Annotated in this window: 8 protein-coding genes and 3 rRNA genes; 4 read left to right on the top strand and 7 right to left on the bottom strand. The window is 68.2% G+C overall.

Features of this window, described 5'->3' with window-relative positions:
• The first annotated feature begins 42 nt into the window (after positions 1 to 42).
• The gene (locus FHX78_RS18195) at positions 43 to 1,308 is read left to right on the top strand and encodes a sensor histidine kinase (RefSeq protein ID WP_189908556.1); all 1,266 of its coding nucleotides are present in this window, start codon (positions 43 to 45) and stop codon (positions 1,306 to 1,308) included.
• On the top strand, positions 1,305 to 1,967 hold the full coding sequence (locus FHX78_RS18190) for a response regulator (protein WP_145868483.1): 663 nt from the start codon (positions 1,305 to 1,307) through the stop codon (positions 1,965 to 1,967). Before FHX78_RS18195 ends, FHX78_RS18190 begins: the two co-directional genes overlap by 4 nt.
• A 52-nt stretch (positions 1,968 to 2,019) precedes the next feature.
• On the opposite strand, the gene rrf is transcribed toward FHX78_RS18190, so the two are convergent.
• The 4 genes from rrf to FHX78_RS18165 all read right to left on the bottom strand — a co-directional run bounded on the left by rrf (position 2,020) and on the right by FHX78_RS18165 (position 8,262).
• Positions 2,020 to 2,136, bottom strand: a 5S ribosomal RNA gene (rrf, locus tag FHX78_RS18185).
• Positions 2,137 to 2,220: 84 nt separating this feature from the next.
• Positions 2,221 to 5,340 (bottom strand): 23S ribosomal RNA (locus FHX78_RS18180).
• A gap of 309 nt (positions 5,341 to 5,649) precedes the next feature.
• Positions 5,650 to 7,175 (bottom strand): 16S ribosomal RNA (locus FHX78_RS18175).
• The 16S, 23S and 5S rRNA genes sit together here, the layout of an rRNA operon.
• A 538-nt stretch (positions 7,176 to 7,713) precedes the next feature.
• Positions 7,714 to 8,262 carry a MarR family winged helix-turn-helix transcriptional regulator gene (locus tag FHX78_RS18165; RefSeq protein WP_145868481.1) on the bottom strand — a complete coding sequence of 183 codons (549 nt, stop codon included), beginning with the start codon at positions 8,260 to 8,262 and terminating at the stop codon, positions 7,714 to 7,716.
• 122 nt (positions 8,263 to 8,384) lie between these two features.
• On the opposite strand from FHX78_RS18165, the gene FHX78_RS18160 reads away from it, so the two are divergent.
• Positions 8,385 to 9,659, top strand: coding sequence for an MFS transporter (locus FHX78_RS18160; protein WP_145872048.1), 1,275 nt, complete (start codon positions 8,385 to 8,387; stop codon positions 9,657 to 9,659).
• Positions 9,660 to 9,681: 22 nt separating this feature from the next.
• Here the strand turns inward: FHX78_RS18160 and FHX78_RS18155 are convergent, their stop codons facing one another.
• Positions 9,682 to 11,331 (bottom strand): ATP-binding SpoIIE family protein phosphatase, encoded by a 1,650-nt coding sequence (locus FHX78_RS18155; protein ID WP_145868480.1) that lies wholly within the window; start codon positions 11,329 to 11,331, stop codon positions 9,682 to 9,684.
• A gap of 172 nt (positions 11,332 to 11,503) precedes the next feature.
• Positions 11,504 to 12,883: an NAD(P)/FAD-dependent oxidoreductase gene (locus FHX78_RS18150; RefSeq protein ID WP_145868479.1), complete on the bottom strand. Its 1,380-nt coding sequence runs from the start codon at positions 12,881 to 12,883 to the stop codon at positions 11,504 to 11,506.
• Between the two features lie 378 nt (positions 12,884 to 13,261).
• Between FHX78_RS18150 and FHX78_RS18145 the strand changes: the two genes are divergently transcribed.
• Positions 13,262 to 14,017: a TetR/AcrR family transcriptional regulator gene (locus FHX78_RS18145; protein ID WP_145868478.1), complete on the top strand. Its 756-nt coding sequence runs from the start codon at positions 13,262 to 13,264 to the stop codon at positions 14,015 to 14,017.
• 487 nt (positions 14,018 to 14,504) lie between these two features.
• Here the strand turns inward: FHX78_RS18145 and FHX78_RS18140 are convergent, their stop codons facing one another.
• Positions 14,505 to 16,637: an asparagine synthase-related protein gene (locus FHX78_RS18140; RefSeq protein WP_145868477.1), complete on the bottom strand. Its 2,133-nt coding sequence runs from the start codon at positions 16,635 to 16,637 to the stop codon at positions 14,505 to 14,507.
• Between the last annotated feature and the right edge of the window lie 516 nt (positions 16,638 to 17,153).

Genomic DNA, 17,153 nt, shown 5'->3' with positions numbered 1-17,153 from the left:
GTGCCGCCCACCGTGTTCCCCCGGGCGGCCGGACCCACCACCATGGACCCCGTGGCGAACGACCAGGGGGCACCCACGGGGGACCGGCCGACCGAACCCCTCACCCAGTACACGCAACGCGTCAACCAGCGGGTGCGCGCCTTCGACCGGCGCCACCCGCTGCTGTGGGACCTGCACTTCACCGGCTTCTGGGTGACGGCCGCCCTCATCGACTGCGCCGACGGCGGCTGGCGTTACATCACCCACAACCCCGACGCACCCGGCTGGCTCCTGATCACTCTGAGCGTCGCCCTGTCGGCCCCCCTCCTGTGGCGCCGCACCCACCCGGCGGCGGTCCTGCTCACCACCTTTCCGTTCGCGCTGGTCAACTCCTGGACCGGCACCGCCCTCCAGGCATCTCTGCTCCAGCTCGTCGTCCTCTTTCACATCGCTCTGCGGCTGCCTTTGCGCAACCTGTGGTGGGCGTCGGCCGTGACGCTCACCCCGGTGGTCGTCTTCACCGCCCGCTACGGGGAGGGCGAGTGGAACCAGCAGATCGGCGGGCACCTCATGTCCGTCGTCGTGGCGGTCCTCATCGGCATCACGGTCCGCACCCGCCAGAATTACACCGAGGCCCTGCTCGACCGCGCCCGCCGCCTGGAGACCGAACGCGACCAGCAGGCCCGGCTCGCCGCCGCCGCCGAACGCGCCCGTATCGCCCGCGAGATGCACGACATCATCGGCCACAACCTCTCCGTGATCACCGGTCTGGCCGACGGCGGCAGGTACGCGGCCACCAAGTCCCCCGAGCGTGCCGCCCAGGCCCTGGACGCCATCGGCACCACCAGCCGCCAGGCCCTCGGTGAACTGCGCCGCCTCCTGGACGTCCTCCGCGACGACGAGACGTCCCACCCCGCCGAACGCACCCCCCAACCCACCCTGACCGACCTGGACCAGCTCATCAACGGCGTCCGCGGCGCGGGCCTGCCCGTCCACACCACCGTGGAGGGCCGCGCCACCCTCCCCCCGGGCCGCCAACTGACCGTCTACCGGGTCATCCAGGAAGCCCTCACCAACACCCTTAAGCACGCCGGCCCGCACGCCACCGCCGAGATCGCCCTCTCCTACGGCGACCAGGGCGCCGTCCGGGTCACCGTCACCGACACGGGCGCCACCACGCACGCCCCGGTCCCGTCCGACGGCCGCGGCCTCCCCGGCATGCGCGAACGCTCCGCCCTGTACAGGGGCACACTCGAGGCCGGCCCACGCCCCCACCCCGAACAGGGCTGGCGCGTCCACCTGCACCTACCGGAGGAAACCCCGCAGTGACCACGGTCCTCATCGCCGACGACCAGCCCCTCCAGCGCTTCGGCTTCCGCATGCTCCTGGAGAGCCAGGACGACATCACGGTCCTGGGCGAGGCGTCGAACGGCAGCGAAGCGATCCGCATGACGGCGGAACTACGCCCTGACGTGGTCCTGATGGACATCCGCATGCCCGGCCTGGACGGCATCGAGGCCACCCGCCGCATCGTCACCGCCGGCGGCCGCACCCGCGTCCTCATCCTCACGACCTTCGACCTCGACGAGTACGCCCACGCGGGCCTGCGCGCGGGCGCCTCCGGCTTCCTCATCAAGGACGCCCAACCGGAGGAACTCCTCTCCGGCATCCGCTCGGTGGCCACCGGGGACGCGGTCGTGGCCCCCAGCCTGACCCGCCGCCTCCTCGACGCCTACGCCCACCACCTGCCGACGGCCGCGGCGCCGGACACCCCCGACCCGCGCCTTGCGACCCTCACGGAACGGGAACGCGAGATCCTCACGGTCATCGGCAAGGGCTGGACCAACACGGAGATTGCCACCCGTCTCCACCTCGCGGAATCCACGGTGAAAACCCACGTGGGCCGCATCCTGGCGAAGACCGGCTCCCGGGACCGCATTCAGGCGGTCATCCTGGCCTACGACACACGGCTCGTCGAACCGTCCTGAAACGCAGAAAGCCCCCGTGCCGAAGGGCACGGGGGCTTTCTCTATAAAAATTGTTCGGCGGCGTCCTACTCTCCCACAGGGTCCCCCCTGCAGTACCATCGGCGCTGTAAGGCTTAGCTTCCGGGTTCGGAATGTAACCGGGCGTTTCCCCTACGCTATGACCACCGAAACACTATGAAACAATCAACCGCACCACGCTGTGGACGTGGGGTTGTTCGTGGTTTCAGAACCAACACAGTGGACGCGAGCAACTGAGGACAAGCCCTCGGCCTATTAGTACCGGTCAACTCCACACGTTACCGTGCTTCCATATCCGGCCTATCAACCCAGTCGTCTACTGGGAGCCTTACCCTCTCTAGGAGGTGGGAGCCCTCATCTCGAAGCAGGCTTCCCGCTTAGATGCTTTCAGCGGTTATCCCTCCCGAACGTAGCCAACCAGCCATGCCCTTGGCAGAACAACTGGCACACCAGAGGTTCGTCCGTCCCGGTCCTCTCGTACTAGGGACAGCCCTTCTCAAGACTCCTACGCGCACAGCGGATAGGGACCGAACTGTCTCACGACGTTCTAAACCCAGCTCGCGTACCGCTTTAATGGGCGAACAGCCCAACCCTTGGGACCGACTCCAGCCCCAGGATGCGACGAGCCGACATCGAGGTGCCAAACCATCCCGTCGATATGGACTCTTGGGGAAGATCAGCCTGTTATCCCCGGGGTACCTTTTATCCGTTGAGCGACGGCGCTTCCACAAGCCACCGCCGGATCACTAGTCCCGACTTTCGTCCCTGCTCGACCCGTCGGTCTCACAGTCAAGCTCCCTTGTGCACTTACACTCAACACCTGATTGCCAACCAGGCTGAGGGAACCTTTGGGCGCCTCCGTTACCCTTTAGGAGGCAACCGCCCCAGTTAAACTACCCATCAGACACTGTCCCTGATCCGGATCACGGACCCAGGTTAGACATCCAGCACGACCAGACTGGTATTTCAACGACGACTCCACAACCACTGGCGTGGCCGCTTCAAAGTCTCCCAGCTATCCTACACAAGCCGAACCGAACACCAATATCAAACTGTAGTAAAGGTCCCGGGGTCTTTCCGTCCTGCTGCGCGAAACGAGCATCTTTACTCGTAGTGCAATTTCACCGGGCCTATGGTTGAGACAGTCGAGAAGTCGTTACGCCATTCGTGCAGGTCGGAACTTACCCGACAAGGAATTTCGCTACCTTAGGATGGTTATAGTTACCACCGCCGTTTACTGGCGCTTAAGTTCTCAGCTTCGCCCGGACGAATCCAAGCTAACCGGTCCCCTTAACGTTCCAGCACCGGGCAGGCGTCAGTCCGTATACATCGCCTTACGGCTTCGCACGGACCTGTGTTTTTAGTAAACAGTCGCTTCTCGCTGGTCTCTGCGGCCACCCCCAGCTCAAGCAGCAAGTGCTCTCACCGGACGTGGCCCCCCTTCTCCCGAAGTTACGGGGGCATTTTGCCGAGTTCCTTAACCATAGTTCACCCGAACGCCTCGGTATTCTCTACCTGACCACCTGAGTCGGTTTAGGGTACGGGCCGCCATGAAACTCGCTAGAGGCTTTTCTCGACAGCATAGGATCATCCACTTCACCACAATCGGCTCGGCATCAGGTCTCAGACTATTGCCAGGCGGATTTACCTACCTGACGTCCTACACCCTTACCCCGGGACAACCACCGCCCGGGATGGACTACCTTCCTGCGTCACCCCATCACTCACCTACTAACCGCTTGGGCCGGCGGCTCCACCACTTTCCTTTCCCCGAAGGGTCCGGAACGGCTTCACGGCCTTAGCATCACGATGCTCGATGTTTGACGCTTCACAGCGGGTACCGGAATATCAACCGGTTATCCATCGACTACGCCTGTCGGCCTCGCCTTAGGTCCCGACTTACCCTGGGCAGATCAGCTTAACCCAGGAACCCTTAGTCAATCGGCGCAAACGTTTCTCACGTTTGTATCGCTACTCATGCCTGCATTCTCACTCGTGAACCGTCCACAACTCGCTTCCGCGGCTGCTTCACCCGGCACACGACGCTCCCCTACCCATCCACACAGGCGTTGGCCCTCATATGTGAATGACACGACTTCGGCGGTACGCTTGAGCCCCGCTACATTGTCGGCGCGGAATCACTAGACCAGTGAGCTATTACGCACTCTTTCAAGGGTGGCTGCTTCTAAGCCAACCTCCTGGTTGTCTCTGCGACTCCACATCCTTTCCCACTTAGCGTACGCTTAGGGGCCTTAGTCGATGCTCTGGGCTGTTTCCCTCTCGACCATGGAGCTTATCCCCCACAGTCTCACTGCCGCGCTCTCACTTACCGGCATTCGGAGTTTGGCTAAGGTCAGTAACCCGGTAGGGCCCATCGCCTATCCAGTGCTCTACCTCCGGCAAGAAACACGCGACGCTGCACCTAAATGCATTTCGGGGAGAACCAGCTATCACGGAGTTTGATTGGCCTTTCACCCCTAACCACAGGTCATCCCCCAGGTTTTCAACCCTGGTGGGTTCGGTCCTCCACGAAGTCTTACCTCCGCTTCAACCTGCCCATGGCTAGATCACTCCGCTTCGGGTCTTGAGCGTGCTACTGAAACGCCCTATTCGGACTCGCTTTCGCTACGGCTACCCCACCCGGGTTAACCTCGCAACACACCGCAAACTCGCAGGCTCATTCTTCAAAAGGCACGCAGTCACGAGGATGGAGCAAGCTCCATCCCGACGCTCCCACGGCTTGTAGGCACACGGTTTCAGGTACTATTTCACTCCGCTCCCGCGGTACTTTTCACCATTCCCTCACGGTACTATCCGCTATCGGTCACCAGGGAATATTTAGGCTTAGCGGGTGGTCCCGCCAGATTCACACGGGATTTCTCGGGCCCCGTGCTACTTGGGTGTCTCTCAAACGAGCCGCTGACGTTTCGACTACGGGGGTCTTACCCTCTACGCCGGACCTTTCGCATGTCCTTCGCCTACATCAACGGTTTCTGACTCGTCTCATGGCCGGCAGACCATAAAAGAGAGATCCCACAACCCCGTATACGCAACCCCTGCCGGGTCTCACACGCATACGGTTTGGCCTCATCCGGTTTCGCTCGCCACTACTCCCGGAATCACGGTTGTTTTCTCTTCCTGCGGGTACTGAGATGTTTCACTTCCCCGCGTTCCCTCCACTTGCCCTATGTGTTCAGGCAAGGGTGACAGCCCATGACGACTGCCGGGTTTCCCCATTCGGACACCCCCGGATCAAAGCCTGGTTGACGACTCCCCGGGGCCTATCGTGGCCTCCCACGTCCTTCATCGGTTCCTGGTGCCAAGGCATCCACCGTGCGCCCTTAAAAACTTGGCCACAGATGCTCGCGTCCACTGTGCAGTTCTCAAACAACGACCAACCACCCATCACCCCGGGACAACATCCCGAGTGCACTGGGGCCGGCACTGAAGGCAGCCATACGGCCATACCCTCAGACACCCAACAGCGTGCCCGACACACTCACCACTCGTCATTCCGTTCCACGCCGAAGCAGTACTAGGAAGACCAGCTGGTCAAGTGTGCCGAGTAGTCAACGTTCCACCCATGAGCAACCAGCATCAGACATTCGCTGATGTACTGGCCTCTGACCTCGCCCCGAAGGACTCGGTAAGAAGTGCTCCTTAGAAAGGAGGTGATCCAGCCGCACCTTCCGGTACGGCTACCTTGTTACGACTTCGTCCCAATCGCCAGTCCCACCTTCGACAGCTCCCTCCCACAAGGGGTTGGGCCACCGGCTTCGGGTGTTACCGACTTTCGTGACGTGACGGGCGGTGTGTACAAGGCCCGGGAACGTATTCACCGCAGCAATGCTGATCTGCGATTACTAGCGACTCCGACTTCATGGGGTCGAGTTGCAGACCCCAATCCGAACTGAGACCGGCTTTTTGAGATTCGCTCCACCTCGCGGTATCGCAGCTCATTGTACCGGCCATTGTAGCACGTGTGCAGCCCAAGACATAAGGGGCATGATGACTTGACGTCGTCCCCACCTTCCTCCGAGTTGACCCCGGCGGTCTCCCGTGAGTCCCCAGCACCACAAGGGCCTGCTGGCAACACGGGACAAGGGTTGCGCTCGTTGCGGGACTTAACCCAACATCTCACGACACGAGCTGACGACAGCCATGCACCACCTGTACACCGACCACAAGGGGGACCCTGTCTCCAGGGTTTTCCGGTGTATGTCAAGCCTTGGTAAGGTTCTTCGCGTTGCGTCGAATTAAGCCACATGCTCCGCCGCTTGTGCGGGCCCCCGTCAATTCCTTTGAGTTTTAGCCTTGCGGCCGTACTCCCCAGGCGGGGCACTTAATGCGTTAGCTGCGGCACGGACGACGTGGAATGTCGCCCACACCTAGTGCCCACCGTTTACGGCGTGGACTACCAGGGTATCTAATCCTGTTCGCTCCCCACGCTTTCGCTCCTCAGCGTCAGTATCGGCCCAGAGATCCGCCTTCGCCACCGGTGTTCCTCCTGATATCTGCGCATTTCACCGCTACACCAGGAATTCCGATCTCCCCTACCGAACTCTAGCCTGCCCGTATCGACTGCAGACCCGGGGTTAAGCCCCGGGCTTTCACAACCGACGTGACAAGCCGCCTACGAGCTCTTTACGCCCAATAATTCCGGACAACGCTCGCGCCCTACGTATTACCGCGGCTGCTGGCACGTAGTTAGCCGGCGCTTCTTCTGCAGGTACCGTCACTTTCGCTTCTTCCCTGCTGAAAGAGGTTTACAACCCGAAGGCCGTCATCCCTCACGCGGCGTCGCTGCATCAGGCTTTCGCCCATTGTGCAATATTCCCCACTGCTGCCTCCCGTAGGAGTCTGGGCCGTGTCTCAGTCCCAGTGTGGCCGGTCGCCCTCTCAGGCCGGCTACCCGTCGTCGCCTTGGTGAGCCATTACCTCACCAACAAGCTGATAGGCCGCGGGCTCATCCTGCACCGCCGGAGCTTTCGATCACCAAGGATGCCCAAGATGATCAGTATCCGGTATTAGACCCCGTTTCCAGGGCTTGTCCCAGAGTGCAGGGCAGATTGCCCACGTGTTACTCACCCGTTCGCCACTAATCCCCACCAAAGTGGTTCATCGTTCGACTTGCATGTGTTAAGCACGCCGCCAGCGTTCGTCCTGAGCCAGGATCAAACTCTCCGTGAATGTTTACCGGTAATCCGGTGCGCACACACGAGAGCGGAACCGGAGGAGGAATGATCCTCCGGTTCACAGCGTCCTCGCTGTGTTTTTTCAAAGGAACCTCGACCATCGGAAGTCCGATGGACGGGGTATCAACATATCTGGCGTTGACTTTTGGCACGCTGTTGAGTTCTCAAGGAACGGACGCTTCCTTTGTACTCACCCTCTCGGGCTTTCCTCCGGGCGCTTCCCTTCGGTCTTGCGTTTCCGACTCTATCAGATCCTTTTCTCGGCCTGACCCCCAGTCAGCGGGGTTTGTCTTCCCGGCCGCTGGGCCGTTCCGACGTCTCAAACCTTAGCGGACTCTCTCCGTGTTTCCCAAATCGAGGGGCGGAATTGAATTCGGGCACGCCGAAATCGTTCCCACTGGGAGGTCGTGCTGGGGTTTTGAGTGCCGCTCATGCGGCGGAAGGTGCCGCCGAAGAACCGTTAAGGCCCCGCGGCAACCCGAAGAACCTTACGGATCGGCGAGGGGGCTGTCAAGCTCCCTCCCTCACCGTCTTCAGTCCAGGTCGGTGAGGCGCCCGCCGGCGTCCGGCTGGGCGTGTTCGACCCGGCGGAGCAGACGGATGAGGACCTCGCCCAGGGTCGTCCGCTCGTCGGGGTCGAGGTCCTGGAGGAGGTCCTCCTCGAAGACGGAGGCCATGCGCATGGCCTGCAGCCACTTCTCGCGGCCGGGCGGTGTCAGCTCGACGATCACGCGTACCCGGTTGTTCTCGTCCCGCTCCCGGGTGACCAGACCCTCGGTGACCATGCGGTCGATCCGGTGGGTCATGGCGGCCGGGGTCAGGCCCAGTCGCTTGGCCAGGTCACTGGGGCCCATGCGGTACGGGGCGCCGGAGAGGACGAGGGCCTTGAGGACCTCCCAGTCGGCGTTGGTGATGCCGAGCTCGGCGGTCTGGCGGCCGTAGGCGACGTTCATGCGGCGGTTCAGCCGGGACAGCGCGTTGACGATCTTCTCGACCTGGGGGTCGAGGTCGCGGAACTCGCGCTGGTAGGCGGCGATCTGCTCTTCGAGTGTCGGCTCGCCGAGGCCGGAGGTGTCGCCCATGGCCGCAGTATGGCACGCCGTCTCTTTGCCTTGAAGTCCTTCCCTGTGTACTCTTTAGCATCGAACTTTAGCTTCTAACTCTTCATACCTAACTAGTGAGAGAGGTGAACGTGACCAGGGCGATGGGCGCGGCGATGCGCCGGATCCACGTGGGCAACGCACTCAGCGCTTTCGGGCTGGGCTTCACGGTTCCGTATCTGTACGTCTATGTGGCGCAGGTGCGGGGGCTGGGAGCCATGACGGCGGGTCTCGTACTCGCCGTCTTCGCTGTGGCCGCGCTGATCGTGCTGCCGTTCGCCGGGCGGGCCATCGTCCGGCGGGGTCCGCTGCCGGTGCTGCTCGTCGCCCTGGTCACGGCCGCGGTCGGTGCGCTGGGCCTGGGGCTGTCGAGCGGTGCGGGGGCCGTCCTGGTGTCCGCGGCGGTGCTCGGCGCCGGTCAGGCCGTGACGCAGCCGGCGCTCGCGACGATGATCGTGGACTGCTCCACGGCGGAGACCAGGTCCCGGGCGTTCGCCACGCAGTTCTTCCTGCAGAACCTCGGGCTCGGCGTCGGCGGTCTCATCGGCGGTCACCTGGTGGACCCGACGAAGGCCGGCTCCTTCACCCTGCTCTTCTCGCTCGAGGCGGCGATGTTCCTGCTGCTGGTCGTGGTGATGGCGACGGTGCGGATGCCGCGTGCGCCGCGGATCACGGACGCTCCGGTGGAGTCGGCGAGGGCCGGTTGGAAGCAGCTGCTGGGCAATCGCGCCATGGTGCAGCTGTGTGTCCTGGGCTTCGTGCTGTTCTTCGCCTGCTACGGACAGTTCGAGTCGGGCCTGAGCGCGTACGGCGTCGAGGCCGCCGGGATCTCGACGTCGGCGCTGGGGACGGCGCTGGCGGCGAACACCCTGGTGATCGTCATTGCTCAGTTCGCGGTGTTGCGGTTCGTCGAGCGGCGCAAGCGGTCCCGGGTGATCGCGTCCGTCGGTCTCCTCTGGGCCGTGGCCTGGGCCGTGGCCGGGTACGCGGGGCTCGGGGGCGGCAGCCAGGCGATGGCGACCGCCGCGTTCATCTCGACCTACGCCCTGTTCGGGCTCGGTGAGGCGATGCTGTCGCCGACGCTGGCGCCGCTCGTCGCCGATCTCGCGCCGACCGGGATGGCCGGTCAGTACAACTCGGCGTTCGCCCTGGTGAAGCAGCTCGCGCTGGCCGTGGGTCCGGCGGTGGGCGGGCCGCTCGGTGCGTCGCTGCACGCGCCGTACATCGTGGTCTTCGTGCTGTTCTCGCTGGGGATCACGGTGCTGGCGGTGCGGCTGGGACGTCAGCTCACGGAGGTGCAGGACCAGCCGTCGGCGGCGAGGAGCCGTGTGGTGGCACAAGGGGGCGCGGCGGCCGGGCAGGCGCCGGCGCACGCCTGATCCGCGCGCGCCGGTCGCGGTCTCACCGCAGGGCGGGCTGCGGGAGGACGAACTCGCACCAGACCGCCTTGCCGCCGCCCGGCGTGCGTCTGCTGCCCCAGTGGGAGGCGATCGTCGCGACGATGGCGATGCCCCGGCCGGACTCGTCGCCCGGTTCCGCGCGGCGGCGTCGCGGCAGGTGGTCGTCCCCGTCGGTGACCTCGATGATCAGACGGCGGTCGGTGCGGCGCAGTCGCAGCCGCATCGGGGGCGTGCCGTGCTGGAGGGAGTTGGCCACCAGTTCGCTGGTGGCCAGGACGCCCAGGTCGTGCAGTTCGGCGGGGAAGCGCCAGCTGGTCAGCACCCCGGACGCGAAGGCACGCGCGCGGGGGGCCGCTTCGACGCCGCCGAGCAGTTCCAGCGCGGCGTTGCGGAAGAGCTCGCTCTCGGCTCCCTTGCGGGCGGGATGCTGGAGGACCAGGACGGCGACGTCGTCGTCGTGGTCGGGGGTCACTCCGGCGGAGCGGACCAGGCGGTCGCAGACCACCTGCGGGGTGCCGGTGGCTCCGGCCAGGGCGCGCTCCAGGGCGGCGATGCCCTCGTCCAGGTCCTCGTTCCTCCGCTCGACCAGGCCGTCCGTGTAGAGGACGGCGGTGGAGCCGGGGCCGAGGGGGATCGAACCGGAGGTGTGCATCCAGCCGCCGGTGCCGAGCGGGGGGCCGGTCGGTTCGTCGGCGCGCTGGACGGAGCCGGTCTCGTCGCGGACCAGGATGGGCAGGTGGCCGGCGGAGGCGTACACCAGGCTGCCCTCGTTGGGGTCGTGGATGGCGTACGCGCAGGTGGCGATCTGGTTGGCGTCGATCTCCATGGCGAGGCCGTCGAGGAGCTGGAGCACCTCGTGCGGGGGGAGGTCGAGCCGGGCGTACGCGCGGACGGCCGTGCGGAGCTGTCCCATGACGGCGGCGGCGCGCACCCCCCGGCCCATGACGTCGCCGATGACCAGGGCGGTGCGGCCGCCGCCCAGGGTGATCACGTCGTACCAGTCGCCGCCGACGGCGGCCTCGGTGCCGCCGGGGTGGTAGGTGGCGGCGATGCGCAGGTCGTCGGGCTGCTCCAGCTCCTGGGGCAGCAGGGAGCGCTGAAGGGTGACGGCGGTCTCGCGCTGCCGGCGTTCACTGGCGCGCAGGCGCTCGGCGGCTTCCGCGTGGTCGGTGACGTCGGTGGCGAAGACCAGCACTCCGCGGCCGACGCCCTCGGTGACCGGGGTGCAGGTGAAGGTGTAGGAGCGGCCGTCGGGTGCCCGGCGGGACTTCACCGTGCGGGGCTTGCCGCTGCGCAGGACCTGGTCGAGCAGGGGCAGCAGGCCCAGCTCCTCCAGTTCGGGGAGGGCTTCGCGGGCGGGGGCGCCGAGCGGGCGGGCACCGAAGGCCGCCGTGTAGGCGTCGTTGACGTAGGCGATGCGGTGGTCGGGGCCGTGGACCAGGGCGACGAGGGAGGGGACGCGGTCCAGGACCTCGCGCACTCCGAGCTCGTCGACGGCGGGTACGGGCCGTACGTCGTCGGTGAGTTGTTCGGCGCGGGCGGCGGGCACGGAGCCCTCTCCCGGCCGGTCCGGAGAGACCGTGTGCTCGGTCCGCGCTGCGGCGCGGCGCTGCGTTCCGGGGAGCCGGGCGCTCCAGCGCGTGAAGTTCACGAATCCTTGCCTCGTGTAGTTGTCGGCGGCCGGAAACCGGGACCGGCCGGGGCCCGGGGGCCCGCACCGGGTGGGTTGGGGCCCGCCCGCGGTGGTGGACCAGTCTGGCAGGGTGCCGACCGGGCCGGCATCCGTCAGACGCCGCCCCGGCCGGTGGAGTTCCTGGGTCCGGTCAGGACGACCCCTTCGGGTTGTGCGGGGGGTCTTGAGAAGGCTTTCCACCGGCCGCCAGTTCGAACTCCGCCCGGGGGTGTTCGAGTGAACCCAGGGAGACGATCTCCCGTTTGAAGAGCCCGGCGAGGGCCCACTCGGCGGCCACCCGCGCCTTGCGGTTGACGGTGGGCACCCGGCTGAGGTGATAGGTGCGGTGCATGAACCAGGCGGGGTAGCCCTTGAGCTTGCGCCCGTACACCTGGGCGACCCCTTTGTGCAGTCCGAGGGAGGCGACGGAGCCGGCGTACTTGTGGGCGTACGTCTCCAGCGGTTCGCCGCGCAGGGCGTGCGCGATGTTGTCGCCGAGGACCCTGGCCTGGCGCAGGGCGTGCTGCGCGTTGGGGGCGCACTCGCGGCCCGGCTCCCGCGCGGTGACGTCGGGGACGGCGGCGGCGTCCCCCGCGGCCCAGGCGTGCGGTGCCCCGTCGACGGCCAGCTCGGCGGTGCACTTCAGGCGTCCCCGCCCGTTCAGCGGCAGGTCGGTGGCGGCGAGGACGGGGTGCGGTTTGACGCCCGCCGTCCACACGACCGTGCGCGTGGGGAAGCGTGAGCCGTCGCTGAGCACGGCGACCCGGTCGGCGCAGGACTCCAGCCGCGTCTCCAGGCGTACGTCGATGTTGCGCCGGCGCAGTTCGGTGACCGTGTAGCGGCCCATCTCCTCGCCGACCTCGGGCAGGACGCGGTCCGAGGCCTCGACGAGGATCCACTTCATGTCCTCGGGCCGGACGTTGTGGTAGTACCGCGCGGCGTAGCGGGCCATGTCCTCCAGCTCGCCGAGGGCCTCGACGCCCGCGTAACCACCGCCGACGAAGACGAAGGTCAGGGCGGCGTCCCGGATGGCGGGGTCGCGGGTCGAGGAGGCGATGTCCATCTGTTCGAGGACGTGGTTGCGCAGGCCGATGGCCTCCTCGACGGTCTTGAAGCCGATGCCGTGGTCGGCGAGGCCGGGGATGGGCAGGGTGCGCGACACGGAACCGGGCGCGAGGACGAGTTCGTCGTACGCGATCCGCCGGCCGCCGGTGCCCTCCTCGTCGGTGGCGAGCGTGCTGATGGTGGCCGTGCGTCCGGCGTGGTCGATGGCGGTCGCCTCGCCGATGACGACGTGGCACCGGTCGAGGACACGACGCAGGGGTACGACGACGTGCCGAGGCGAAATGGCACCGGCGGCCGCTTCGGGGAGGAAGGGCTGGTACGTCATGTACGGATCCGGGGTGACGACCGTGATCTCTGCATCGCCCCGCCCGAGTTCCCGTTTCAGCTTCCGCTGCAGACGCAGGGCCGTGTACATCCCGACGTAGCCGCCGCCGACAACGAGAATGCGCGCACGTTCCTTCACCATCCCATGACGCACCCGTCGCTTGCGTTTGTCCACAGCCTCGACCAATTGTGTGACCGGACGGCCTCCGCGCACCGGGTTGGCCGATTCACCAGCCTTGACGGAATACCCACAGGTCAGCCAGGGTGAATCACTCCGCATCCCCGGGTACATTCAGGACGTATACCACCCGTACTCCGATCGAGGGGCACTCCGTGCGGAGTCTGCCTCTTCTGAATTGACCCCCTCTCAACTATGTTCGTGTGTCGACGGGGTGTAGGGGGATGCGCCCATCGGATCCGCGACGGGCGGAGCCGAAAGGCCGGGCCCGTCCCGCACGCCCCGGCCATCGATGACGGGGAGAAGTCTCCGGGGGGAGACGTCATTACCGGGGGAAGACGTATGCATGTTCAGGACTCTCATTGGTCTTCCGTTGCCACGACCGGCGCCACGATGAGCGCCCCGGCGGGCAACGGCCGCGCGGACGGTCCGCGCACGACACCGCTGCGCGTGGACGCCCAGCGCAATCTGGAGCACGTGCTGCGTGCCGCGCGTGAGGTCTTCGGCGAGCTGGGCTACGGCGCGCCGATGGAGGACGTGGCCCGCCGCGCGCGCGTCGGTGTGGGCACGGTGTACCGGCGCTTCCCGAGCAAGGACGTCCTGGTGCGGCGGATCGCCGAGGAGGAGACCTCCCGGCTGACCGACCAGGCGCGTGCGGCGCTCGGCCAGGAGGACGAGCCGTGGTCGGCGCTGTCCCGTTTCCTGCGCACGTCGGTCGCCTCGGGGGCCGGCCGGCTGCTGCCGCCGCAGGTGCTGCGGGTGGGGGTGGCGGAGGAGCACGGTCCGTCCGACCAGGCGCGGCTGCCGCAGCAGAGGACGCAGCCGGCCGGTGAGCTGCGGCTGGTGCCGGAGGATCCGGCGCCCGCCGGCGGCGCGCCGGAGGACGACGCCGGTGCGGCGCAGCTCCTCGATGTCGTGGGGCAGCTGGTGGAGCGGGCCCGTGCGGCGGGGGAGCTGCGGCCGGACGTCTCGGTGTCGGACGTACTGCTGGTGATCGCCACGGCGGCGCCGTCCCTGCCGGACGCGGCGCATCAGGCGGCGGCGTCGGCGCGGTTGCTGGACATCCTGCTGGAGGGGCTGCGCTCACGGCCTGCGTAAGTCGTACGGGCGTATCCGTCACGTCTGTTCATTGAGCGACCCAGCCGTGGGGGCGGGCGGGGGGTGTCGCGCAACCCGGCGCCTACGGGGTGCCGCCGCGCCCACCCGTGCCGCCCCAGCGGCACGACTGCCCGCAGTGAGCGGCAGGCGACCGCCACAGGTGAACGGCGATGGCCGCGTACGGCGCGGAGGGGACGGGGCGGGGGTGTGCGCCCGCAGTGGTCGGCGCGTCCGCACCCCACACTTCTCAAGTGACCCGTTCCGCGCCGGACCGGGGACGGACACCCCCGCCCCGGCCCCGACCCACCCACCGGCCGTGGGCGCAACCGCCCGAACACCCGCCTCGCCCGCCCACCATCCGTGAGCGCCACCGCCCGAACACCGACCCGGGGCCCGCCCATCCGTGGGCACTACCGCCCAGCACCCGCCTCGGCCCCACCCACCGGCCCGCGGGCCCGCGGGCGCTACCGTCCGAACACCCGGCGCGTCACCGCGCCGCACCCCCCGCGCCGGCCGCCCCCAACGCCCCCCGTCGCGGAGCGATCCCACCCGGCACCGCCCGCTGCCGTGCCGGCGTCCCCGTCCAGCACGTCCCCCGCCGGGCGAGCAACCGCCGCAGCCACACCTCCAGCGCGACCAGATCCGCCAGCCCGTCCAGCGGCAGGGGCTCCCCCTCCGCCGCCCCCCGCAACGCCTTGCGCACCACCCGCGCCTCGACCAGCCCCGCCTCCGCCAGCAGCGGCGTGTCGAACAGCGCCATCAGCGACCCGGCCGCCACCCGCAGCCCCGCCCGCGCGGCCACCCCCGAGGTGGCGACGCCCGGCGCCCCCCACCCCGCCGGCAGCTCCCGCACCCCCGCCCCCTCCAGAACCGACCGCAGGATCGACGCCCGCGCCCCCGGCTGCACCCGCAGCGCCTCCGGCAGCGCCCGGCACGCCCGCACGACCTGGTTGTCCAGAAACGGCGCGTGCAGCCGCTGGAAGCGGATCTCGGCCGCCTGCTCCAGCACCCGCAGATCCGCCGCGTGCCGGGCCAGCGCCGCCCGCGCCCGGAAGTCACCGGGCCGCTGCCCCGGCCCCACGTCCGACCGCCGCGTCGACGCCTGGAGGCGAACCGATACTTCTGCCAGCGCCTCACCGGTCAGCCAGCGCGCCGCGGGCCCGGGTCTGCCCCAGGTCAGCGCGGCCAGCGAGGCGTCCGCCGCCCCCGCGGGCCCGTCGCCGTCCAGCCGCCGGTGCAGCAGCCGCTCCGCGAGGCTCTCCAGCCCTGTCCGGTACGGCGTGCGGGCCAGCCGCCGGGCCGCCGCGTACACCCGCGCCGGCACCATCACGGACCCGTCCGCCTTGGCCAGCGCGGCGACCGGCCGCACCAGGTGCCGCCGCTTACGGTCCATCAGCAGATCTGCCAGCCGCGCCGGATGCGCGTCCAGCACCTGCTTCGCCCCGTACCCCGTGAAATGGTCCGCGCTGCCCGCCGCCAGCCGCGCCCGGTGCCGGGCGGCCGACACCAGCGAGGGCCCCGGCTCGTCGGTCAGCGGCCCGTCCAGCTCGACGTAGGGAAGCGTCTCCTCGCCGCCCGCCACCACCACGTGGTGCAGCCGCGGGTTCGCCGCCAGCGCGCCCGCCCGCTCCAGTTCGTCGTCGTCCCGCCCGCCGGCGGTCCCGCCCACCGCCAGGTCGTTGAAGGTGACGGCCAGCAGCCGCTCCCCCGCCCCCGTGCCGTGCCCGAGTACGGTCCCCGGTCTCCCGGGCAGCCCGGCGGCCAGCAGCGCCAGCGCACCGGAGGCCGGCCCGCCGGACAGATCGGCCCCGATCCCCGGCACCGGCGTCCCGCGCGCCGCGCGCCGTTCGGCCGGGCCCATACCCGGCACCGGTCCGGGGTCGATGTCGGCGCCGGGGACGTGCCGGGGCGCGGCCAGCCGTGTCCGCACGGCCTCGACCAGCGCGTCCCGCACCGCGTCCACGGCACGGTCGGGGTCGGCGGGCGGGGCGGCGACCGCGAGCGAGGCGACGGGTTCGTACCCGGCGATCTCGCGCGCCCCGGCGCGCAGGATCAGCGCATGCCCCGGCGGAACGCGCTTCACGCCGTCGTACGGCGTGGAGTCGTGCAGCGCGGCGGGCACGTCGGGGGCGGCGAGCAGCGCGGCGAGGTGCCCGAAGTCGAGGTTGGCCTCGATGAGGTCGGCGAGCGGCAGCGCGGCGGTCGCGTACGCCGTGCCGCCCGCCCAAGGGGTGTGGAAGACCGGCCGGGCGCCCGCGAGGTCACCGCAGACGGTGACCCTCCTGCCGACCTGGACGATCGCGGTGTAGCTGCCCGGCCAGGCGGTCAGGTGCCGCAGCGCCCCGCCCCGGGCGGCGAACAGCGCGACGCGCAGCTGCTCGTCGGAGGCGCCGCAGGTGCCGAGGACGGCGATCCGGGTCTGTTCGTCGGCCGTGACCACCCGCACCTCGTCGGGGCGCCAGTCGCCGACCGCCCACAGCGGGTCGGGGTCGCCCCACAGCAGCTGGGAGCCCACGGGGTGCAGGGTCTCGCCGTCGAACCCGGTGGCGCCGGCGGAGCCGTGGGGGCCGAATCCCATGGCGCCCGCGGCGGTGCTGCTCCATCCCACCAACCACCGCATCGCCGCCTCCACAGGCTGTGGACAACCAGTGCACCGTACGAACCGGTTCCCCATGCTGCCATGAAGGAGGCGCTCAGGAGGGGTGCCGGAGCCGTATGTGCCCCGTCGCATGCGCCCCGGCGGATACACCGCCCCTGCCCCGAACAGGGGGCCGCCGCAAGGCACTCACCGTACCGGCGCCGGGCGACGGCCCACGCCACTGCGACGCGAATGCGCCCCCACAGCGCGCCCCCGAGATCCCCAACGCGCCGTCAACTGCCATGGTAGAAGCGGAGATCCACCGGGAAGGGCAGGGATCGTTTTTCGGCCAATTCGAAGCGGTGAGGCCCTCCTCGAACACGCTCCGTGCAGGCTCTGCGCACCGCTGGACCGTCGCGCGGTCCGGGAGACGCTGCACGCCTCCCGGACCGTTCCGCCGCCCGCGGGGATGAAGGCGGCGGTGTCCCCCAGCCCACTGGATCCAGTACAGCGGGCCGACCCACGCATCGACCATGGAACCGCTCCCGCGATGGCCGG

This window comes from Streptomyces capillispiralis, from assembly GCF_007829875.1.
In the GTDB taxonomy this organism is placed as follows: domain Bacteria; phylum Actinomycetota; class Actinomycetes; order Streptomycetales; family Streptomycetaceae; genus Streptomyces; species Streptomyces capillispiralis.
The sequence above is the reverse complement of the archived record's forward strand: the minus strand, read 5'-3'. Positions and strand labels throughout refer to the sequence as shown.

Bases quoted from the DNA above. Each gene is read 5' to 3' on its own strand.
- FHX78_RS18195 (WP_189908556.1), top strand. From the start codon at position 43: ATGGACCCCGTGGCGAACGACCAGGGGGCACCCACGGGGGACCGGCCG.
- FHX78_RS18165 (WP_145868481.1), bottom strand. From the start codon at position 8,262: ATGGGCGACACCTCCGGCCTCGGCGAGCCGACACTCGAAGAGCAGATC.
- FHX78_RS18160 (WP_145872048.1), top strand. From the start codon at position 8,385: ATGGGCGCGGCGATGCGCCGGATCCACGTGGGCAACGCACTCAGCGCT.
- FHX78_RS18150 (WP_145868479.1), bottom strand. From the start codon at position 12,883: ATGGTGAAGGAACGTGCGCGCATTCTCGTTGTCGGCGGCGGCTACGTC.
- FHX78_RS18145 (WP_145868478.1), top strand. From the start codon at position 13,262: ATGCATGTTCAGGACTCTCATTGGTCTTCCGTTGCCACGACCGGCGCC.
- FHX78_RS18140 (WP_145868477.1), bottom strand. From the start codon at position 16,637: ATGCGGTGGTTGGTGGGATGGAGCAGCACCGCCGCGGGCGCCATGGGA.